Raw genomic sequence first — 18,688 nt, 5'->3', positions numbered from 1 at the left:
CACTCACGCCGCGTCGCAGCGGCCGGCGACAACCCGCGCCCGGCCACCTGCCGCGATCCGCACGCAACGCGACGCACGTGTCGCGTCAGCCCCCGATACGTCGCGTCGTGGACTCAATTCGAACCGCCGGATACCACCGATTGCCTGACCGACCGGCGGCGCAAATGCGAGATCGTGCGCCGCACCCGCGACGGCCACTTCGACATCGCGCGGATAGCGCCTCAGCACGCGTGACTGCCCGTCGACCTGCCCGCTGACGATCCAGTCGCACGACCATTCGGCCGGATCGCACCGCTCACCCGCACGCAAACAGGTGCCGCCGCTCCCGGCCCTGCACAGCGTGACGCGCACGCCGAGGCGCATCGCCTCGGTACGTGCAAACGACAGCGCGCCGAGCAACGCGCGCGAGCGTGCATCCACACGTTCACGCATGCGCCACTGATCGAACGCGGGCGCCGCATGGAGCGCGAGCCCGGCCGCCAGCGAAAGCGCGACCATCAGCTCGACGAGCGTGAACCCGCCCGAGCGGCGCAACACATTTTTCAGGGGTAAAGCGTGCAGTCCCATCGCAGCCGTCCTTCGCCAAGGTGATGCGACGACTGTAGCGACGCGTGCGGACGCGCGCCATTTGCCGAACGGCCGACTGGCGGCATGCGATCGCGACCGACACAATCGGCGCGAACTGATCCAACGGAGAAGACGATGAACGGACGCAGCGCGTCAGCGCTTACGCGGAGTCTTGGCGGGAGAGGCGCGACGGAACTCTTCGATCACGTCGGCAAATTCGGACACGTCCTCGAACCGGCGATACACCGATGCGAAGCGCACATAGGCGATCGTATCGAGGCCGCGCAACTCGTTCATCACGAGTTCGCCCAGCTTCTCGCTACGCACTTCACGCTCGCCGGTCGCGAGCAGTTGATACTCGATGCGGGCGACCGCCGCGTCGATCGCGTCGGCGGCAACCGGCCGCTTGCGCAGCGCGAGTTGCATGCTGGCGACGATCTTGCGACGGTCGAATTCCGTGCGGCTGCCGTCCTTCTTCACGACGAACGGCAGGGACAGCTCGACCCGCTCGTACGTCGTGAAGCGCTTGTCGCAAGCCGAGCAGCGACGGCGCCGCCGGATCGCGGCGCCATCTTCGGACACGCGCGAGTCCACGACCTGCGTGTCGTCATGCCGGCAGAACGGGCAGCGCATCGTCGATCAGCGATAGACCGGGAAACGCTTGGTCAGCTCGGCGACCTGCGCGCGCACGCGCTCGATCGTCGCTGCATCTTCCGGGTTGTCCAGCACGTCAGCGATCAGGTTGCCCACCTGTTCCGCCTCCGCCGGACCGAACCCGCGCGTCGTCATCGCCGGCGAGCCCAGGCGCACGCCGCTCGTCACGAACGGCTTTTCCGGATCGTTCGGGATCGCGTTCTTGTTCACCGTGATGTGCGCGGCGCCGAGCGCGGCTTCCGCTGCCTTGCCGGTGATGTTCTTCGCGCGCAGGTCGACCAGCATCACGTGGCTTTCCGTGCGGCCCGACACGATCCGCAGCCCGCGCTTCACCAGCGTTTCGGCCAGCACACGTGCGTTCTCGACCACCTTCTCCTGGTACGCCTTGAATTCCGGCGACAGGGCTTCCTTGAACGCCACCGCCTTGCCCGCGATCACGTGCATCAGCGGGCCGCCCTGGATCCCCGGGAAGATCGCCGAATTGATCGGCTTCTCGTACTCCGCCTTCATCAGGATCACGCCGCCGCGCGGGCCGCGCAGGCTCTTGTGTGTCGTCGTCGTCACGAAGTCCGCGTGCGGCACCGGGTTCGGGTACACGCCTGCAGCGATCAGGCCGGCGTAGTGCGCCATGTCGACCATCAGGTACGCACCGACCGACTTCGCGATCTTCGCCAGACGCTCGAAATCGATCTTCAGCGAGAACGCCGACGCGCCCGCGACGATCAGCTTCGGCTTGTGTTCCTGCGCCAGCTTCTCGGCCGCTTCGTAATCGATGTCTTCGTTCTCGTTCAGGCCGTAGCTCACCACGTTGAACCACTTGCCCGACATGTTCACCGGCGAACCGTGCGTCAGGTGGCCGCCGTGCGCGAGGCTCATGCCCATGATCGTGTCGCCCGGCTTGAGCATCGCGAAGAACACGCCCTGGTTCGCCTGCGAACCCGAGTTCGGCTGCACGTTCGCCGCTTCCGCGCCGAACAGCTGCTTCACGCGATCGATCGCCAGCTGCTCGACCACGTCCACGTATTCGCAGCCGCCGTAGTAGCGCTTGCCCGGATAGCCTTCCGCGTACTTGTTCGTGAGCTGCGAACCCTGCGCGGCCATCACCGCCGGGCTCGTGTAGTTTTCCGACGCGATCAGCTCGATGTGATCTTCCTGGCGGCGGTTTTCCTGCTCGATCGCAGCAAAGATTTCGGGATCGACGTTCGCGATGGTGCTTTGGGCTCTGTCAAACATACGGTTTCCGTTAAGTGTGTACAGGTTGACCGAAGTGGCCGAGTACGGTGCGCTGCTGGCGGGACCAGCTCGACGTGGCGGAAGAATCCGTATGACGCGAGGCAGGACAGCCACCGGCGATGCACGCGACGGCGCACAACGGCTGCCCAGGCGAACGGCAAAAACGGCGCCCCGCGCTTCACGGTGGGATGCTCCACCTTGAACCCGAAGGGTTCTATCGCCAGTCACGCAGGGGTGATGAGCGCGTTAGTGTATTGGATGCGTCATGAATAGGCAACCGCACGGCGGTGCGCCCGAAGCAATTGGGGCCAGACTCTACGCGCCCGTGCCGGAACGCTTTGCCGCCTTGCCGCGGTGCGGCATTCTCAGTAGGCTTGCGGGATATCACCCGCTATTTTGTCTTCGACCAGGAGCAGCAATGATCGTGTTCGTCACAGGCGCGTCCGCCGGCTTCGGCGCCGCCATCGCCCGTGCCTTTGTCAACGGAGGCCACCGCGTCGTCGCGACCGCACGTCGCAAGGATCGTCTCGATGCGCTCGCCGCCGAACTCGGCGATTCCCTTCTGCCGCTCGAGCTCGACGTACGCGATCGCGCGGCCGTCGAGGCCGTGCCGGCCGCCCTTCCCGCCGAATTCGCGGCGCTCGACGTGCTCGTCAACAACGCCGGCCTCGCGCTCGGCGTCGAGCCGGCCCAGAAGGCCAGCCTCGACGAATGGCACACGATGATCGACACGAACTGCACGGGCCTCGTCACGGTCACGCACGCGCTGCTGCCCGGCATGATCGAGCGCGGCCGCGGCCATATCTTCAATCTCGGCTCGGTCGCGGGTTCGTACCCTTATGCAGGCGGAAACGTCTACGGGGCGACCAAGGCTTTCGTCAGACAATTCAGCCTGAACCTGCGCGCCGACCTGCTCGGCACGCCGTTGCGCGTCACCGACATCGAGCCCGGCCTGTGCGGCGGCACCGAATTCTCGAACGTCCGTTATCGCGGCGACAACGAAAAGGCGGCGAACGTCTACAACAACGTCCAGCCGCTCATGCCCGAGGACATCGCCGACACGATCTACTGGATCGCGACGCGCCCGGCGCATGTCAACGTCAACACGATCGAGCTGATGCCGATCGCGCAAGCACCCGGCGGCCCGACCGTCCACCGCGGCTGAAGCCCCGCTGGCCGGCCCCTTCGGGCCGGCCAGCAGTGTGCTACCGCATACTACATTCCGTTACGAATCGGTTACGAATCAGGCTCCTGCCTTCCGGTAGAATGCGCGCCATGACCCAGCCTACCCGCTCCCCGGAAGCGCCCTCCGGCTTCATTTGGCCGGTGCGCGTGTACTACGAGGATACCGACGCAGGCGGCATCGTCTTCTATGCCAACTACCTGAAGTTCTTCGAACGCGCCCGCACCGAGTGGCTGCGCGCCTGCGGCATCGACCAGCGTCGGCTCGCCGACGATACCGGTGCGATCTTCGTCGTCCGCAGCACGTCGCTCGACTACCGCGCACCGGCGCGACTCGACGACACCCTGGCGATCACGAGCCGGCCCGGACGCATCGGCCGCGCATCGGTGGAGTTCACGCAGGAAGCCTGGTGTGGAGACACGCTGCTCGTGGCCGGGCACATCCGCCTCGGTTGCGTCGACCGTACCGGCATCCGGCCCGCGGCGATCCCGCCGGCCGTGCTCGACGCGCTGGAACGCGGGCCCGTCATCGACGACGGGCAGACTGCACTGTCAACGAAGCTCGCATGAGCGCCGTTTAGACACAGCCTATGAACTTGCCTTTCTGATTCGATACTAAGCAAGGTTCGGCGCCAGGCATGGCCGGCGCGCCGCGCCGCACGCATACCGGGCGCCCCGAAGGGACGTTACTCAAACCTCTATGAACACTTCTCAAGACCTGTCGATCATTTCCCTCGTCCTCAACGCGAGCGTGCTGGCCCAGGCCGTGATGGGGCTGCTGCTGCTGCTGTCGCTGATGTCGTGGACCTTCATCTTCCGCAAGTGGTTCGCGATCCGCCGCGCCCGCGCGCAGACCGAACGCTTCGAGAAGGATTTCTGGTCGGGCGGCGACCTGCAGGCGCTGTACCAGAGCGCAGCCAACAACCGCCACACGATCGGCGCGCTCGAGCGGATCTTCGAATCGGGCATGCGCGAGTTCCTGAAGGCGAAGGAAAAGCGCATCAGCGATCCGGGCCTCGTGCTCGACGGCGCACGCCGCGCGATGCGCGCGTCGTTCCAGCGTGAGATGGACGTGCTCGAAGCGAACCTCGCGTTCCTCGCGTCGGTCGGCTCGGTCAGCCCGTACATCGGCCTGTTCGGCACGGTCTGGGGGATCATGAACTCGTTCCGCGGCCTCGCGAACGTGCAGCAGGCCACGCTCGCGAACGTCGCGCCAGGCATCGCCGAGGCGCTCGTCGCCACCGCGATCGGCCTGTTCGCCGCGATTCCGGCCGTGGTCGCGTACAACCGCTACGCGCACGACATCGACCGCCTCGCGATCCGCTTCGAGACCTTCATCGAAGAGTTCTCGAACATCCTGCAGCGTCAGGCCCAGTAAGGAGCGCGCCATGGCAGGAAGCCCCATCCGATCCAGCATGCGCGGCGGCCGCTCGCGCCGTGCAATGGCCGACATCAACGTCGTGCCGTACATCGACGTGATGCTGGTGCTGCTCGTGATCTTCATGGTCACCGCACCGCTCGTCGCCCCGTCGATCATCAACCTGCCGACCGTCGGCAACGCCGCGCCGCAGGAGCAGACGCCGCCCGTCGTCGTCAACATCAAGGCCGATCGCACGATGAGCGTCAAGTACAAGGGCGACTCGGGCGCGACCCAGGAAGACACGATGACGAAGGCCGAGCTCGACAGCTTCATCGTGGCCCGGCAGGCCGATCATCCCGACCAGCCGGTCGTGATCGCGGCCGACAAGACCGTGCAGTACGATGCGGTCATGACCGTGATGTCCGATCTGAAGGCGCGCGGCGTCAAGCGCGTCGGCCTCCTCGTCAAATCGCAATGAACCGGCAGCAATCCACGCGCAGCTCCGCCTACCCGCCTCAGCCTCCCCGCGAGCGCGGTACCTGGCGCGCATTCGCGCTCGCCGCGCTGATGCACGTGCTGCTCGCGCTGTTCCTCTATCACGGCGTGCAGTGGCAGAACAGCACGCCGGCCGGCGCCGAAGCCGAGCTGTGGACCGAGGTGCCCGACGTGCCCGCACCGCGGCCCGTCGTCACGCCCGCGCCGCCCGCGAAGGTCGCGCCCCCCGCTCCCCCCGTGCGCGACGAGCAGGCCGACATCGCGCTGCAGCAGAAGAAGCGGCAGCAGGAAGCGGCCGCGCGTGAAGCGCTGCTCGAGCAGCAGCGCCGCGCACAGCAGTTGAAGGCGCAACAGGAAGAGGAAGCCCGGCGCGCGCAGCTTGCCGCGCAGCAGGCAGCCGCACTCGCCGCGCAAAAGGCCGCGGAACGGGACCGGCAGAAACAGGCCGACAAGCTCAGGCAACAGCAGCTCGCCGAGCAGCAGAAGCTTGAGCAGCAGAAGCTCGAACAGCAGAAACTCCAGCAGCAGAAGCAGGCGCAGCTCGAAGCGCAGCAGGCGGCGAAGGCGAAAGCCGACGCGGCCGCGAAGGCAAAGGCGGAAGCCCAGGCCAAGGCGAAGGCCGAAGCCACCGCACGCGCGAAGGCCAATGCGGCGGCGAACGCGAAGCTCGACCGCGAGCGCAGCGCGCGTCTCGCGCAGATGCAGGGCCTGTCCGGCGCCGGTGAAGGCGGCGGCGAAGGCCTCGCGAAAAGCGGCACCGGTACGGGTTCCGGCGGCAATGCCGCGACGCCCGGCTATGCCGACAAGGTGCGCCGCCGCGTCAAGCCGAACATCGTTTGGGGCGGCGAGCGGGCAGGCCTGACCACCGTCGTCAAGATTCGGTGCACGCCGTCCGGTGACGTATTGAGCGCATCGGTCTCCCGCTCCAGCGGGAATTCGGGGTGGGATCAAGCCGTGGTCAATGCGATCCACGCATCGGTCCCGTTGCCGCCCGATTCTAACGGTCGTACCCCGTCTGACATTACGATTACCTTCAAGGCGGCGGAGTGAAACGAAATGCGCTTACACTCCGGGCGTCGCTGTCGGACGGGAACGAATCGGGTATTTTTACTGTCTCTGCCGTTGCGCAGCGATCCAGCCATACGGGAAGCAAGAAGCATGAGTTTGATGACAAAGCTAGGTTTCAGGGCACTCGTGGCCTCGTGTCTGATTACGGCGGGCAGCGCCGCTAACGCCCAGGTCAACGTGCTGATCACCGGTGTCGGGTCGACCCAGTTCCCCATCGCCACCGCGAATTTCGCGAACGAGGCGAACCTGCCGCAGCAGGTCACGTCGATCGTCCGCGCCGACCTCGCCCGCAGCGGCAAATTCACCAACATCGACGCAGGCAGCACGCCCGTGCCGGAGACCGCATCGGTCGATCTCGGCGCATGGAAGGCCAAGGGCGCCAATGCGTTCGTCGCCGGCAGCGTGAACCGCGAGGCGAACGGCCAGTACAAGGTCAACTTCATCCTGTACGACACCGTGAAGCAGCAAAGCCTCGGCGGCCTGTCGCTGACAGCCACCGACACCACGCTGCGCACGGCCGGCCACAAGATCGCCGACTACATCTACCAGAAGCTGCTCGGCGTGCGCGGCGTGTTCGCCACGCGCCTGTCGTACGTGATCAAGACCGGTAACCGCTACCAGTTGCAGATCTCGGATTCGGACGGCCAGAACGCGCGCATCGCGCTGTCGAGCACCGAGCCGATCATCTCGCCGTCGTGGTCGCCGAGCGGCACGAAGGTCGCGTACGTGTCGTTCGAGCGCAAGAAGCCGATCGTCTACATTCACGACCTGCCGACCGGCCGCCGCTACATCGTCTCCGACCAGAAGGGCAACAACAGCGCACCGGCATGGTCGCCGGACAGCAACACGCTGGCCGTCGCGCTGTCGCTGACGGGCAATACGCAAATCTATTCGGTCAATTCGACGGGCGGCGGCCTGCGCCGCCTCACGCAGAGCAGCTCGATCGACACCGAGCCGTTCTACTCGCCGGACGGCCGCTGGATCTACTTCACGAGCGATCGCGGCGGTGCGCCGCAGATCTACCGGATGCCCGCACAGGGCGAGAGCGCCGGTGCCGCGCAGCGCGTGACCTTCACCGGCAGCTACAACACGAGTCCGCGTATCAGCCCGGACGGCAAGCTGCTCGCTTACATCTCCCGCACGGGCGGGGGCTTCAAGCTGTACGTTCAGGATCTGCAATCGGGCGCGGCGAACGCCATCACGAATACGAATCGCGACGAATCGCCGAGCTTCGCGGCAAACGGCCAGTACCTTCTGTACGCTACCCAGTCGGGTGGTCGCAATGTTCTGGCAGCAGTGCCCTCCGACGGCAGCGCGCCGCCGCAAATCCTGTCCGTCCAGGGCGGCTCCGTACGTGAGCCGTCGTGGGGGCCCTTCATGCAATGACCACAAGGAGAGTAACCATGATGTCGAATAAAGCTCGTCTGGCCCTGGCCGTGATGATGATCAGCGCGCTCGCAGCGTGCAAGTCGGGCGTGAAGCTCGACGACAAGGCCAACAACGCGGGTGCGGTCAGCACGCAGCCGAGCGCCGACAACGTCGCGCAAGTGAACGTCGATCCGCTGAACGACCCGAACAGCCCGCTCGCGAAGCGCAGCATCTACTTCGACTTCGACAGCTATTCGGTGAAGGATGACTACCAGTCGCTGATGCAGCAGCACGCCCAGTACCTGAAGAGCCACCCGCAGCGCCACGTGCTGATCCAGGGCAACACCGACGAACGCGGCACGAGCGAGTACAACCTCGCGCTGGGCCAGAAGCGTGCGGAAGCCGTCCGTCGTGCGATGGCACTGCTCGGCGTGAACGATTCGCAGATGGAAGCCGTGAGCCTCGGCAAGGAAAAGCCGCAGGCAACGGGTCACGACGAAGCATCGTGGGCGCAGAACCGTCGCGCCGACCTCGTCTACCAACAGTAAGTAACGGAAGAATCGCCGTATGACGCACCGTGTATCCCTGCTGCGCGTCGCCGCAGCATTCTGCGTCGCGGGCGCGGCGTGGTCGGTCGCGCCGGCGCACGCCGGCGTGTTCGACGACAACGAAGCGCGCCGCGCTGTGCTCGATCTGCGCACCAAGACCGACAACCTGGCCAGCCAGTTGTCGGCCGCCCAGCGTACGATCCTCGATCAATCCGGCCGTCTCGACCAGCTGAACCAGCAGGTCGCGACGCTGCGCGGCGAGAACGAGGATCTGACGAACCGGCTGACGACGCTCGAACGGCAGCAGAAGGAGTACTACCAGGATCTCGACACGCGGCTCAAGAAGTTCGAGCCGCAGCAGGCGACGATCGATGGTGTCGAAGGCACCGTGCAGCCGGGTGAAACGGATGCGCTCAATGCGGCGCAACAGCAGTTCCGCAACGGCAACTTCAAGGCGGCCGCGGCTTCGTTCCGCGCGTTCATCGCGAAGTATCCGCAGAGCCCCTACCAGCCGACCGCGCAGTACTGGTACGGCAATGCGCAATACGCACTGCGCGACTACCGCGGTTCGACTGCGACGTGGCAAGGGATCGTCAGCAAGTTCCCGCAGCACCCGCGCGCGGCCGACGCCCTCGTGGCGATCGGCACGAACCAGCTCGAGCAAGGCCAGAAGGCGGCCGCGAAGAAGACGTTCGAGCAGGTCGTCTCGCAGTACGCCGGGTCGAATGCTGCACAGACGGCGCAGGGCAAGCTTGAAACGATCAAATAATTATCGTGGCGGAATGTTGACAGCCTGATATTCCGTCGCTATAATCTTTTGCTCTTTGGGTCGTTGCCCAAGTTGTTCAAGCAACGAACCAACAGGTTTCAAGAACGTGGGGTGGTAACTCAGTTGGTTAGAGTATCTGACTTTTAATCAGAGAGTCGAGGGTTCGAGTCCCTCCCACCCTACCAACTATCTTTGATAGTGCAAATAAAGCCTCCCAAGCGGAGGCTTTTTTGCGTCTGTCGCATCCGTGTCGATGGCAGGCATCTCCGCGATGCGTGCCGCCCTACTCGGCGCCTCCCCTAGGCTTCGGCAGAAGCGAATTTCCCTTCAAGCCGGCGTAAAGAAACGCCATCGTGAACGCGATCGAGATGATCGACTCGAGCCACATGTTCGTGAACGTATCGACTGTTGCGCTGGCTCGCGGCCTGGCCGGATCGTAGCGCACCGGCACCGTGTCGCCGAACCCCACCGTCACGAAGCTCCCCGGAAACGATACGCGTTCGCCGCTTTTCGTCACGAACTCGATCAACGGGTGATGCGCGCCGTGGGTCAACCGGACGACCGTCCCCTGCACGGCAACGGACGATTCGATAAACGCGAGCCGTTCGTCGATCGTTTCCGCACCCCACACCACCAGGATCGCGCCGATCGCCAGCGCCACGCAATTGAACCTCGCAGGCTTGTCGACCATCATGTTCCCGGTATCGATCCGCGCATGATTCCCGCCCCGGACGGGGCAGGCAATACCCCCTCTCGCGCGTCAATGCACGCTGACGTCGCGCAGCACCTCACCATATCCCGCGTACAGATTGCGCTCAGGCAGCAACTGCCGCTGCACGAGCTGCCGATGCAAGGCCGGCAGGTGGTGGAACGGCACCCGCATGAACAGGTGATGCTCGATGTGAAAATGAATCGCGTGCGGGCCGAACAGGAACGTCTGCCACGAACGCCGGGCGATCGTGCGCGCGTTGCGGCTCTGGTCGGCACCTGCCGGCAGCCCCGCGTGCTCGAAGATCGCGCGCACCTGTCCGGCGAGCGGCAGCAGCGTGACGGACGGCACGATCCACAACGTGACGTACAGCAGCGGATGTCCGGCCCACGCGAGCGCACCGAACAGCACACCGTTGCCTGCGAGCATCGACACGACCTCCCACGCGGCATACGCGCGCGACTTCCCGACCTTCGGCAACGCATGGGCGAACTCGCCTCGCGCAAGCTTCACGACACTCGTCACGTAGCCGATCCCGCACGCGTACGCGAACAGGCGGCCGATCAGGCGCCTGCGCGTCACCGGATAGTCGTGCACGCCGAACAGCAGCGCGACGGGATCGTCCGGCTGCATCGGCGCGCGATGGTGCTTCAGATGGCCCGCGCGATACGTACGCAGCGACAGCCACAGCGGGCCGGCCGCGAACAGCTGGCCCAGCGCGTCGTTGACACGCCGGTTCCGCGCCAGCAACCCGTGCGCGCCTTCGTGCATCATGACCGCGAGCGCCAGCTGGCTGCGCGCGATCACGATCGCGGCCAACGCGTACACGAGCGGATGCGCAAACGCGATCGCAACGGCGAACGCAGCGGCAATCATCAGCCAGTCGCCCGCCAGCGCCGCACCGACACGCGCGGCGCTCACGCGAAACAACGCGGGATCGGGCACGAACCGCGCAAGCTCGGCATTCGGCCCGGCCGGGTGAACGCGGGTATCCATCAAGCGATCCTCCTGCGCAGCGAACGCCGCTCGACCCACAGCGCACTGACCATCGCAAGCGCTACGCCGCCCAGTACATCGGCGACCGTATGCTGCTTGAGCGTCAGCGTCGACGTGCAGATCAGCAGGCCGACCGTCACGGTCGCGAGCCGCCGCCGGTCCGCCAGCATCCGGCAGGCCAGACACGTCACCGCAACATGCAGGCTCGGAAAGCCGTTGGCCGCGAGATCGAGCTGCCACATGCGCGCGAGGCGGTGGCGTACGAACGCGTTGCCGATCTCCGCGACGTCGGGCCTCGGCACGGCTTCCGGAAACAGCAGAAAACACACGACACCGAGCACGAACGCGATCAGCACCGCTTCCTTGAACGCGGCGAACGCGGGCGGCCGGGCATATCCGGCGAGCGCAATCACGAACGGAAAGAAGCCGACATAGACGAACCACGACCACGCGATGAACGGAATCCGCGCATCGATCGCCGTGGCGAACACATGGCGCGGCGTGACGCCGCGCTCCAGCAGAAAGAAGATCGCGAGGCCGGCTGCCATGCCGAACGTCGCGGCCTGCATCTGCCGGATATCGGGCCGGCGATCGTCACGAAACGACAGCGAATTCATCGTGGCGCCGGCGCCTCGCAGCGCGTATCGGCATCGGCCACCTGCGCACACGGACGCAGCGCCAGGAGGCGCGACGTCCATGCGTCCACGCGCGCACGCGCATGCTCGCGGCCGGCGATCGTTCCCGCCTGCGTACCGGGATCGCACATCAGCTCGGCCGCGGCCTGCCCGACTTCCCATCGGAACGCGGCCGCATCGCCGCGCCATGTGACGACGCGGTGCACGAGCTGCAGCTGTGCGGCGCGCGCGGCGTTGCTCGCCTGCTCGGGCTGGTCGGACTGCACGAGCAGGATCGGACGGCGATACACACGCGCGATCGACAGCGCAGCCATGCCGGGTGCCGACACGATCAGCGGTGCATGGGCGGCCCGCGTCACCCAGTCGGCGTCGACGCCGGTCCAGCCGTCGTGCCCCGCATAGCCCTCGCCCACACGGTGTGCGGCGAGCCCCGCGTCGCGCATGCCAGCCGACAACGCATCGGCGAGCGCGATATCGCGGAAGTGCGGATTCAGATAGACGGCTGCGGCGGCCGGCTCCGAGGCCGGCCGTTCGGCGACGATCGGCACCGGAGTCGGCAGCCGGCAATGCGCGTGGGCCTGCCGGACTTCGTCGGCCGCATCGTATGCAAAATCGTGTTCGATGCAGCACCGCGCCGAATCGATCTGCCAGTCGACGATCCGTGCGAAAGCACGCGCCAGCACACGCGGCAGCCGCGCATCGAAATTCGCGGTCAACGCGCGGCGCAGGCTGCCGCCGTACACGTGAACGACGCGACGCCGCCAGCCCGGCATCGCGCCCATGAACAGCAGCGCCGGATGAAACGAGTCGTTGATCATGAGATCGGCATCGCGGCCGATCGCACGCAGCCGCGCGATGTCGCGCAGCATGCGCGTCGGCCGGAACACGTAATGCGCGACATTACGATCGGTCGCATCGCGCAGCATGTTCTGCCGTTCGTCGAACTGCACCGCGTAGTGACGGGACAGCACGGCTGCGTCGATGTCGAACGCGGCCAGAAACGCCTGCCCCGCATCGGACGTCGTCAGCACGTCGACCTGCGCGCCGGCCGCGCGCAACGCATGCACGAGCAGTTGTGCGCGCATCAGGTGGCCGCGCGCGTCGGCCGTCGCGAGATAGACGATCCGCGGCATCATGCGCGCGGACGAAGCGACTGGAGCCAGCCGGCCGCGTACATCGCCAGCGCGCCCGTCACGCCGAAACCGGCTTCGATCGCGCGGATTTCGTCCAGCAACGCGGCGAGCCGCGCAAGCTCGGACGGCGCGACGAGACGGCGCAGCGTGTCCGCGCAGAGCCGGACGTGCCGTGTCTCGTCCGCGAGCACGCGCGAAAGCAGCGGATACAGCGGATGGGCAGCGCCGATCGTCGCGCAGTGGCGCGCGAGCACGCGCATCGCCATCTGTTCCGCGCACAGCCCCGTCGCATAGGCCGGCACGAGCACGCCTTGCGCGAAATGCGGTGCATGGCGCTGCGCGAGCCGGCGCCACCGCGTGATCTTGCGCCGGCTCAGCCAGTCCGGCTCGTGCGGCGCGGTCGACGGCCCGACGCCGCGTGCGCGCAGCGCTTCGGCGAACGCGGCCGCGTGGCGACGCTCGTCCGCGAGATGCTGCTCGATCCGCGGCGCGAGCCAGTCCGGCGGCTGGCCGGTCCAGTCCTCGTGCAACGCGCACTCGGTCGCTTCCTCGCCGATCAGGTACATGCGCAGCACCCAGCGCTCGCCATGCGTGCTGCGATGAAGCTGCCGGATCGCCGCCCGCTTGATACGATCGACGAGGTACGCACGCACCCGTGCCGCACCGCGCGGCGCGGGCGCATCGAGACAGTCGAAGCGTCCATCGTGCGCCGCCGGCGGCGACGCGGGCAGCTCGCGTGCCGCGGTCATGCCGGCACACCCCGTGCGGACGCGGATTTCGTCGCGGATGCCGCGGCGGCGGCCGGATCGCGACGCCATCCGAGGATCAGGCCGATGAAGCTTTCCTGCATGAACGCATGCGCGGACGCGGTCGCCCCCGCGAATGCCTCCTCGCGGCCGTTCACGCGCAGATAACCGTTGCCGTCGCGCGCGCCGAATTCGATCCGATCGTTCTTGCGGAAACCGCGCTCGCGCACGTCTTTCAGCAGCGCACTGCCGTCGAGACCGAACAGGAACAGCTCGCGCTGCGCAACCCACACCGGAATGTGATTGCTCAGTGCGTCGAAACGGATCGACCACGTGCCCGATGCCAGTGCGCGATCGACGTCCGCATCGTGCGGCGCGCTCGACGTGAAGCTCGCGCGCGCGACCGACTTCGTCAGGCCGCCGACGCCGAGTGCGATCGTGATGTCGTCCGCGGACGACTGCTTCGGATCGGTCGCGCTCACCTTCACGAGATGCCGCGCGAGCCGCGATGCCAGCGACGGATGCGCGAACAGTGCCAGCGTTTCGTCCGGCGTGAGCACGTCGCGTTCGCCATCGCCCTCCTTCACGCGCACGCGATACGGATCGATCCGCACATCGGTGAACGTGCCGTGCACGGGCGCATGAACGTACACGTCACGGTCCCATTTCGCGCCGTCGCGACGCAGCAGCACGTGCACGCTCAACGGCACGCGCCGGCCGTCGCGGTCGACGCCCGTGCCCTGAAGCAGCACGTCGCCGAGCACGTCCTTCGTGCGGCGCGTCGCATCGCTCGAGAAGACGATCGCGTGCGCATCGGTATCGATGCTCGCGTGAACGTCGGGCGCATCGAGCGCGACGCGATTGCAGTCGGCGGCGGCCGCGTTCGCGAACGGGCAGCCGCTTTGCGACGCGAAGTGGTAGATCCCGCGCCCCGCGTGATCGACTGGTGCGGCATGGGCGCCGGCGCTGGCGGCAAACAGGGCGATGCAGGCAACACGGGCGGCGAAAGAAGGCATGGTCGTGGTCGGAATGAAGGCAGGGTGCGGCGTGTCGTGGCCGCGCGCGATGCGCGGCGCAGGTTCAATGACGGTGATAGGACAGCGCGTCGAGATCGCGCCGGGCCGAAGCGCGCCCGGCGAGACCGAAACCGCGCGCGAGCGCACCGAGCGTATCGACGGCGGACGCCGCGATCGTGACGCCGACGGCCGCGAGATAACGCATGGCGCCGAGCCGCGGCGACTGCTGGCGATCGAGCGCGCGCAGGCTGTAGCCGAGCCGCATCGCCATCACGCAGAACGGGCCGAGCGGGCCGCTGCGTCCGAGCCACTGCCATCCGCGCGGCAGGTACGCGTTCACGAGATACGGCGTCAGTCCGACGCTGTCCTCGCCGCGCATCCAGCGCAGCTTCAGCGATTCGCGACGCGTGTCCGGCAGCCGATGTTCGGTATGCGCGGCCGGCGCGAATTCGACGGCCACGCCGGCCGCCTGCATCCGCAGCCCCATCACCTGGCAGTGCGCGCGATAGACGCCGTCGAGCGGCTCGTAGCGAAATTGCGCGAACACGTCGCGCCGGAACGCGACGTTGTTCGCGTAGAAGTTGCGCGTCGCGCCGGCGCGCAGCGGGCTCGGGAAATACATGAAATCGATCGACGTCAGCGCGATGCCGAGCACGTTCGGCGCATAGCTCGTGCGCCCCGCCACCGCGACGGGTGCATCGCCGGCTTCGCGTGCAAACGGCGCGAGCAGGTGCTCGAGCCAGTCGTCGGCCGGCCGGCAATCGGCATCGCCGAACACGACGATGTCGCAACGATCCGCGTCGACGCGATCGAACCCGTCGTTCTTCGCATCGTAGTAGCCGGTGCTCGCGCCGATCTCGACGAAGTCGATCGGGCGGCCGGCCAGCGCGACGATCTCCGCGCACGCATCGGCCGGCAGCCCGTCGTGCGTGATGATCCATTGCGCGAGTGCCGCGGGCGGCACGGTCTGCTTCGACAGCGCCGAAACGAGGCGCTTCAGGCTATCGACGGCCTGCGCGAGGCCGGCACCGCCGCGCAGGTTGTTCGTTTCCAGCACGAGCGCGGCCTTCGCCGCCACGGCGTGAGCCGCCGTGCGCGTGCGCGGCGAGGTTTTCGTGGTGTCCGGCATCCTGAATGTCTCCATCGTCATGCGCGACGGCATGGATGAAACGAATGGGCGGCGAGCCCGCGCGCATTGGCGGGTGCGGATCGCCCGCGACCGTCGTCGCAAAACGGGCGGCCTGGAAGGCGCCCGCTTCGCGTGCGGTCACTCCTGGACGGACGGCGCCGATTCGGCGTCGGTATAGCGCGGCTTCGCGTTCTGCAGGTCGCGCGTGTTCTTCTGCACGGCCACCGAGCCGAACAGCGCGAGCACGAACGACATCGCGTAGAAGCCTTTCTCGCTGAGTTGCAGCGTCGCATTGAAGAGGCCGACGATCAGCAGCGCGATCGACAGCAGCAGCGCGATCCAGCTGAGGCCGTAGTAGATGCCGGTGACGGGAATGCCTTCCGCGCGATCGCGCACGCTCTTCTGCAGCGAGATCGCCGCGTAGAGGCCGAACACCAGCACGGTGAAGTAGTAACCCTTCTCGTTGAGCTGCATGCCGGCGTTCCAGAGACCGATCAGGAATGCTGCGAAACCGGCGAGCAGCGCGGCCCACGATGCGGCCACGAACGCGAACGACGGTTGCTGGATGGTGGTCTGGTTCATTGCTTTGCCCTCTCTTTCTTCTTGTTCGAAATCGTTTTCGTTGAACTGCGTTTCGCGCATGGTAGCAGCTTTGGCACGCGGCAAGACGGCTTGCTTGCAGTCTTACGATTCGCGCTGCGCGCGTCGCCAGCGCCCCGGCGTCGTGCCGAGCACCGCGCGAAACGCCTTGCCGAACGCGGCTTCCGACTGGTAACCGACCGCCTGCCCGATCTCCGCCTGCCCGCGCTGCGTGTCCTGCAGCAACGCGCACGCATGCATCATCCGGATCTGCGCGACGAACGCGCCGACGCTCATTCCGGCACGCTCGCGGAAATGCCGGGCGTACGTCGCACGCGACATCGCGGACGTGTCGCCGAGCGACTCGACCGTCCACGGCTTCTCCGGTGCCTGCAGGACGGCCTGTACCGACGGGCCGAGCCGCGCATCGGCAGCGAGCGCGAGCCAGCCGGACGGCACGCGCGCGCCACGGCCGTACGCGCGCAACGCATACGCGAGCAGTGCCTGGCCGAGCGCGTTCACGATCGCGCCGGCGCCCGGCTGCCCATTCGACGCCTCGGTACGCAGCACGCTCGTCAGCAGTTGCAGCGGTGCGAACCCCGATGCCTCGCGCAGCCCGACATGCAGCACGTGCGGCAGCGTGCGCATCAGCAGTTCGCCCGCGCCGCGCGCATAGACGAACCGTCCGCACAGCAGGTCCACGCTCGCGCCGCCCGGTTCGGTCGAATCGAGATTCGACTTGACCGGCAGCACCGCGCCGCCGCCGGTGCCGTGTTCGCGCAGCGCCGCAACCGGCCGCGGCCGGCCCGCGCCGGCGTCGAGCAGCTCGTGCGCGCCGCCCGCGGGCAGCAGCACGAAATCGCCGTCGGCGAGCTGCAGCGTGCGCCCTTCCACGGTATGCAGCCGGCACGTCCCGGCCAGCACCAGGTGAAACGCCGCCTCGCCCGGCGGCAGCGGGTCGTGCGGCATCGCGAACGGCCCGCCGAGCAGGCAACGCACGTCGAGCTCGACATGGCTGCGGCCCAGCGACAGCAGTTGACTCAGGGCATCCATGAGACGATTGCGCTAAAAATTGACACTCTAGCGTATCGAAACCCTCAGCGCGAACGATCAGAATAAGCCTGCATCGCCCGAGATCGCGGCGCCCGCCGCCTTCCTCACCTCTACTCGAAAAGGACGCATCATGCTGAACTGGAACGAATACCGGAAGGAACTCTCGACGCGGATCGGCGACATCGCCAAGCTGTCGCCGGACACGCTGGCCGGCTACAAGGCGCTATCCGGCGCCGGCGCCAAGACCGGCCATCTCGACGCAAAGACGCGCGAGCTGATCGCGCTCGCGGTGGCGGTCACGACACGCTGCGACGGTTGTATCGCCGTGCACACGGCCGAAGCGGCCAAGCATGGCGCGACGAAGGAGGAAGTGGCGGAAGCGCTCGGCGTCGCGATTGCGCTGAACGCGGGTGCGGCGCTCGTCTATTCGGCGCGCGTGATGGACGCGCTGGGCGACTGAACCTGACGGCCGCGGCGCTGCCGTCGCGTGGCGGCGCCCGGCTGCATGGTTTCATGGCTGCATGTCTGCCCGGTTGCGCACCGCGCACCCGGGCAACTGACGTATGACGATTGGCCTGCGTACCTGCCCGAATGGCTGGCCCGGCGCACGCGGGCGAGGATGCGTTGCGAAGTCGGCTACCATGCGCGAACGATCCATCGTGAAGGAGCGCTCCATGTGCCGCTGGCTCGCCTATACGGGTAATCCGATCCATCTGGAAACCGTGCTGTTCCGCGCGAAGCATTCGCTGATCGACCAGAGCCTGCATTCGGAGCTGGGGGCGACGACCACCAACGGCGACGGCTTCGGCATCGGCTGGTACGGGCGCCCCGACGAACTGCCGTTCCGCTACCGCTCCGTGCATCCCGCGTGGAACGACCGCAACCTGCGCGAAGCCGCACGCGCGATCCGCTCGCGGATGTTCGTCGCGCATATCCGCGCGGCCACCGACACGCCGGTGCAGGAAACCAACTGCCACCCGTTCCGCCACGGCCGCTGGCTGTTCGCGCACAACGGGCTGATCCGCGACTTCCACAAGCTGCGCCGCGACCTGACGATGAAGGTCGATCCCGCGCTGTTCCCGACGCTCGAAGGCTCGACCGACTCCGAACTGATGTTCCGCCTCGCACTGACCTACGGCCTCGAGCAGATGCCGCTGCCCGCGCTCGAGCGGATGGTCGGCATGGTCGAGGAAACGGCCGCGCGCCACCGCGTGGACGAACCGCTCAACATGACGATCTGCGCGACCGACGGCGAGCGGATCATCGCGGTGCGTTACTCGAGCGAACGGCAGTCGCGTTCGCTGTTCCACAGCACGTCGTTCAAGCACCTCCATGAGCTGTATCCGCACAACCCGCGCATCGCCGAAGCCGGCGACGACGCATTCATGGTCGTGTCCGAGCCGCTCGTCGACCTGCGCGGCGCGTGGGAGGAAGTGCCGGAGAGCACG

The 18,688-nt window shown here is 66.9% G+C and carries 22 protein-coding genes, 1 tRNA gene and 1 riboswitch; of the genes, 11 read left to right on the top strand and 12 right to left on the bottom strand.

All coding sequences use genetic code 11. The annotated features are described in order from the left end of the window. Positions 1 to 3 precede the first annotated feature (3 nt). The 3 genes from FOZ70_RS30070 to glyA all read right to left on the bottom strand — a co-directional run bounded on the left by FOZ70_RS30070 (position 4) and on the right by glyA (position 2,454). Positions 4 to 567 (bottom strand): GspH/FimT family pseudopilin, encoded by a 564-nt coding sequence (locus FOZ70_RS30070; RefSeq protein WP_060051865.1) that lies wholly within the window; start codon positions 565 to 567, stop codon positions 4 to 6. Between the two features lie 153 nt (positions 568 to 720). Then, on the bottom strand, positions 721 to 1,200 hold the full coding sequence (gene nrdR, locus FOZ70_RS30065) for a transcriptional regulator NrdR (protein ID WP_006476792.1): 480 nt from the start codon (positions 1,198 to 1,200) through the stop codon (positions 721 to 723). 6 nt (positions 1,201 to 1,206) lie between these two features. Beyond that, entirely contained in the window at positions 1,207 to 2,454 is a 1,248-nt protein-coding gene (gene glyA / locus FOZ70_RS30060; RefSeq protein WP_021157166.1) for a serine hydroxymethyltransferase, read from the bottom strand. A gap of 137 nt (positions 2,455 to 2,591) precedes the next feature. Next, positions 2,592 to 2,692, bottom strand: a riboswitch (ZMP/ZTP riboswitch). Positions 2,693 to 2,872: 180 nt separating this feature from the next. Here glyA and FOZ70_RS30055 point away from each other — a divergent pair. The 9 genes from FOZ70_RS30055 to FOZ70_RS30015 all read left to right on the top strand — a co-directional run bounded on the left by FOZ70_RS30055 (position 2,873) and on the right by FOZ70_RS30015 (position 9,429). Further along, entirely contained in the window at positions 2,873 to 3,619 is a 747-nt protein-coding gene (locus FOZ70_RS30055) for an SDR family NAD(P)-dependent oxidoreductase (protein WP_021157168.1), read from the top strand. A 101-nt stretch (positions 3,620 to 3,720) separates the two neighbouring features. Further along, complete coding sequence (gene ybgC, locus FOZ70_RS30050; protein ID WP_042973175.1) at positions 3,721 to 4,206, top strand: tol-pal system-associated acyl-CoA thioesterase; 486 nt, start codon at positions 3,721 to 3,723, stop codon at positions 4,204 to 4,206. A gap of 130 nt (positions 4,207 to 4,336) precedes the next feature. Beyond that, positions 4,337 to 5,014, top strand: coding sequence for a protein TolQ (gene tolQ / locus FOZ70_RS30045; RefSeq protein WP_021157170.1), 678 nt, complete (start codon positions 4,337 to 4,339; stop codon positions 5,012 to 5,014). Between the two features lie 10 nt (positions 5,015 to 5,024). Continuing rightward, the gene (gene tolR, locus FOZ70_RS30040; RefSeq protein ID WP_011351075.1) at positions 5,025 to 5,474 is read left to right on the top strand and encodes a protein TolR; all 450 of its coding nucleotides are present in this window, start codon (positions 5,025 to 5,027) and stop codon (positions 5,472 to 5,474) included. After that, positions 5,471 to 6,541 carry a cell envelope integrity protein TolA gene (tolA, locus tag FOZ70_RS30035; RefSeq protein WP_021157172.1) on the top strand — a complete coding sequence of 357 codons (1,071 nt, stop codon included), beginning with the start codon at positions 5,471 to 5,473 and terminating at the stop codon, positions 6,539 to 6,541. The genes tolR and tolA overlap by 4 nt, the downstream gene beginning before the upstream one ends. A 108-nt stretch (positions 6,542 to 6,649) precedes the next feature. Further along, positions 6,650 to 7,945 carry a Tol-Pal system beta propeller repeat protein TolB gene (gene tolB / locus FOZ70_RS30030; RefSeq protein ID WP_027788267.1) on the top strand — a complete coding sequence of 432 codons (1,296 nt, stop codon included), beginning with the start codon at positions 6,650 to 6,652 and terminating at the stop codon, positions 7,943 to 7,945. Positions 7,946 to 7,962: 17 nt separating this feature from the next. Further along, entirely contained in the window at positions 7,963 to 8,475 is a 513-nt protein-coding gene (gene pal / locus FOZ70_RS30025; RefSeq protein WP_021157174.1) for a peptidoglycan-associated lipoprotein Pal, read from the top strand. Positions 8,476 to 8,494: 19 nt separating this feature from the next. Continuing rightward, positions 8,495 to 9,244, top strand: coding sequence for a tol-pal system protein YbgF (ybgF, locus tag FOZ70_RS30020; protein ID WP_021157175.1), 750 nt, complete (start codon positions 8,495 to 8,497; stop codon positions 9,242 to 9,244). Between the two features lie 108 nt (positions 9,245 to 9,352). Next, positions 9,353 to 9,429, top strand: a tRNA-Lys gene (locus FOZ70_RS30015). Positions 9,430 to 9,527: 98 nt separating this feature from the next. On the opposite strand, the gene FOZ70_RS30010 is transcribed toward FOZ70_RS30015, so the two are convergent. From FOZ70_RS30010 to FOZ70_RS29970, 9 genes are all read right to left on the bottom strand, one after another. Beyond that, positions 9,528 to 9,938, bottom strand: a complete 411-nt coding sequence (locus FOZ70_RS30010; protein WP_219707433.1) for a DUF3592 domain-containing protein — start codon at positions 9,936 to 9,938, stop codon at positions 9,528 to 9,530. Between the two features lie 66 nt (positions 9,939 to 10,004). Continuing rightward, positions 10,005 to 10,949: a fatty acid desaturase family protein gene (locus tag FOZ70_RS30005; RefSeq protein WP_258025771.1), complete on the bottom strand. Its 945-nt coding sequence runs from the start codon at positions 10,947 to 10,949 to the stop codon at positions 10,005 to 10,007. Then, complete coding sequence (locus FOZ70_RS30000; protein WP_219707431.1) at positions 10,949 to 11,566, bottom strand: phosphatase PAP2 family protein; 618 nt, start codon at positions 11,564 to 11,566, stop codon at positions 10,949 to 10,951. Before FOZ70_RS30000 ends, FOZ70_RS30005 begins: the two co-directional genes overlap by 1 nt. After that, entirely contained in the window at positions 11,563 to 12,720 is a 1,158-nt protein-coding gene (locus tag FOZ70_RS29995) for a hypothetical protein (protein ID WP_060130928.1), read from the bottom strand. Before FOZ70_RS29995 ends, FOZ70_RS30000 begins: the two co-directional genes overlap by 4 nt. After that, positions 12,717 to 13,466, bottom strand: a complete 750-nt coding sequence (locus tag FOZ70_RS29990) for a hypothetical protein (RefSeq protein WP_219707430.1) — start codon at positions 13,464 to 13,466, stop codon at positions 12,717 to 12,719. The genes FOZ70_RS29995 and FOZ70_RS29990 overlap by 4 nt, the downstream gene beginning before the upstream one ends. Beyond that, positions 13,463 to 14,479, bottom strand: a complete 1,017-nt coding sequence (locus tag FOZ70_RS29985; RefSeq protein ID WP_219707429.1) for a hypothetical protein — start codon at positions 14,477 to 14,479, stop codon at positions 13,463 to 13,465. The genes FOZ70_RS29990 and FOZ70_RS29985 overlap by 4 nt, the downstream gene beginning before the upstream one ends. A gap of 64 nt (positions 14,480 to 14,543) precedes the next feature. Continuing rightward, positions 14,544 to 15,608, bottom strand: a complete 1,065-nt coding sequence (locus tag FOZ70_RS29980; RefSeq protein ID WP_219707428.1) for a glycosyltransferase family 2 protein — start codon at positions 15,606 to 15,608, stop codon at positions 14,544 to 14,546. A 138-nt stretch (positions 15,609 to 15,746) separates the two neighbouring features. Beyond that, a complete protein-coding gene (gene yiaA, locus FOZ70_RS29975; protein ID WP_027788274.1) occupies positions 15,747 to 16,190 on the bottom strand; it encodes an inner membrane protein YiaA in 444 nt (147 codons plus the stop codon). A 102-nt stretch (positions 16,191 to 16,292) separates the two neighbouring features. After that, positions 16,293 to 17,240, bottom strand: coding sequence for an AraC family transcriptional regulator (locus FOZ70_RS29970; protein ID WP_219707427.1), 948 nt, complete (start codon positions 17,238 to 17,240; stop codon positions 16,293 to 16,295). Positions 17,241 to 17,370: 130 nt separating this feature from the next. Between FOZ70_RS29970 and FOZ70_RS29965 the strand changes: the two genes are divergently transcribed. Continuing rightward, positions 17,371 to 17,700, top strand: coding sequence for a carboxymuconolactone decarboxylase family protein (locus FOZ70_RS29965; RefSeq protein ID WP_006484989.1), 330 nt, complete (start codon positions 17,371 to 17,373; stop codon positions 17,698 to 17,700). Positions 17,701 to 17,914: 214 nt separating this feature from the next. Beyond that, positions 17,915 to 18,688: class II glutamine amidotransferase (locus FOZ70_RS29960; RefSeq protein WP_219707445.1), on the top strand; the 774-nt coding region annotated here is incomplete at its 3' end.

It is taken from the genome of Burkholderia sp. COPS, assembly GCF_019425585.1.
Lineage (GTDB): Bacteria > Pseudomonadota > Gammaproteobacteria > Burkholderiales > Burkholderiaceae > Burkholderia > Burkholderia cepacia.
This window is presented reverse-complemented; position numbering and strand designations above follow the sequence as displayed.

Excerpts from the sequence above, each read along its gene's own strand:
- FOZ70_RS30070 (WP_060051865.1), bottom strand. The coding sequence starts at position 567 with ATGGGACTGCACGCTTTACCCCTGAAAAATGTGTTGCGCCGCTCGGGC.
- nrdR (WP_006476792.1), bottom strand. The coding sequence starts at position 1,200 with ATGCGCTGCCCGTTCTGCCGGCATGACGACACGCAGGTCGTGGACTCG.
- glyA (WP_021157166.1), bottom strand. The coding sequence starts at position 2,454 with ATGTTTGACAGAGCCCAAAGCACCATCGCGAACGTCGATCCCGAAATC.
- FOZ70_RS30055 (WP_021157168.1), top strand. The coding sequence starts at position 2,873 with ATGATCGTGTTCGTCACAGGCGCGTCCGCCGGCTTCGGCGCCGCCATC.
- ybgC (WP_042973175.1), top strand. The coding sequence starts at position 3,721 with ATGCGCGCCATGACCCAGCCTACCCGCTCCCCGGAAGCGCCCTCCGGC.
- tolQ (WP_021157170.1), top strand. The coding sequence starts at position 4,337 with ATGAACACTTCTCAAGACCTGTCGATCATTTCCCTCGTCCTCAACGCG.
- tolR (WP_011351075.1), top strand. The coding sequence starts at position 5,025 with ATGGCAGGAAGCCCCATCCGATCCAGCATGCGCGGCGGCCGCTCGCGC.
- tolA (WP_021157172.1), top strand. The coding sequence starts at position 5,471 with ATGAACCGGCAGCAATCCACGCGCAGCTCCGCCTACCCGCCTCAGCCT.
- tolB (WP_027788267.1), top strand. The coding sequence starts at position 6,650 with ATGAGTTTGATGACAAAGCTAGGTTTCAGGGCACTCGTGGCCTCGTGT.
- pal (WP_021157174.1), top strand. The coding sequence starts at position 7,963 with ATGATGTCGAATAAAGCTCGTCTGGCCCTGGCCGTGATGATGATCAGC.
- ybgF (WP_021157175.1), top strand. The coding sequence starts at position 8,495 with ATGACGCACCGTGTATCCCTGCTGCGCGTCGCCGCAGCATTCTGCGTC.
- FOZ70_RS30010 (WP_219707433.1), bottom strand. The coding sequence starts at position 9,938 with ATGATGGTCGACAAGCCTGCGAGGTTCAATTGCGTGGCGCTGGCGATC.
- FOZ70_RS30005 (WP_258025771.1), bottom strand. The coding sequence starts at position 10,949 with ATGGATACCCGCGTTCACCCGGCCGGGCCGAATGCCGAGCTTGCGCGG.
- FOZ70_RS30000 (WP_219707431.1), bottom strand. The coding sequence starts at position 11,566 with ATGAATTCGCTGTCGTTTCGTGACGATCGCCGGCCCGATATCCGGCAG.
- FOZ70_RS29995 (WP_060130928.1), bottom strand. The coding sequence starts at position 12,720 with ATGATGCCGCGGATCGTCTATCTCGCGACGGCCGACGCGCGCGGCCAC.
- FOZ70_RS29990 (WP_219707430.1), bottom strand. The coding sequence starts at position 13,466 with ATGACCGCGGCACGCGAGCTGCCCGCGTCGCCGCCGGCGGCGCACGAT.
- FOZ70_RS29985 (WP_219707429.1), bottom strand. The coding sequence starts at position 14,479 with ATGCCTTCTTTCGCCGCCCGTGTTGCCTGCATCGCCCTGTTTGCCGCC.
- FOZ70_RS29980 (WP_219707428.1), bottom strand. The coding sequence starts at position 15,608 with ATGCCGGACACCACGAAAACCTCGCCGCGCACGCGCACGGCGGCTCAC.
- yiaA (WP_027788274.1), bottom strand. The coding sequence starts at position 16,190 with ATGAACCAGACCACCATCCAGCAACCGTCGTTCGCGTTCGTGGCCGCA.
- FOZ70_RS29970 (WP_219707427.1), bottom strand. The coding sequence starts at position 17,240 with ATGGATGCCCTGAGTCAACTGCTGTCGCTGGGCCGCAGCCATGTCGAG.
- FOZ70_RS29965 (WP_006484989.1), top strand. The coding sequence starts at position 17,371 with ATGCTGAACTGGAACGAATACCGGAAGGAACTCTCGACGCGGATCGGC.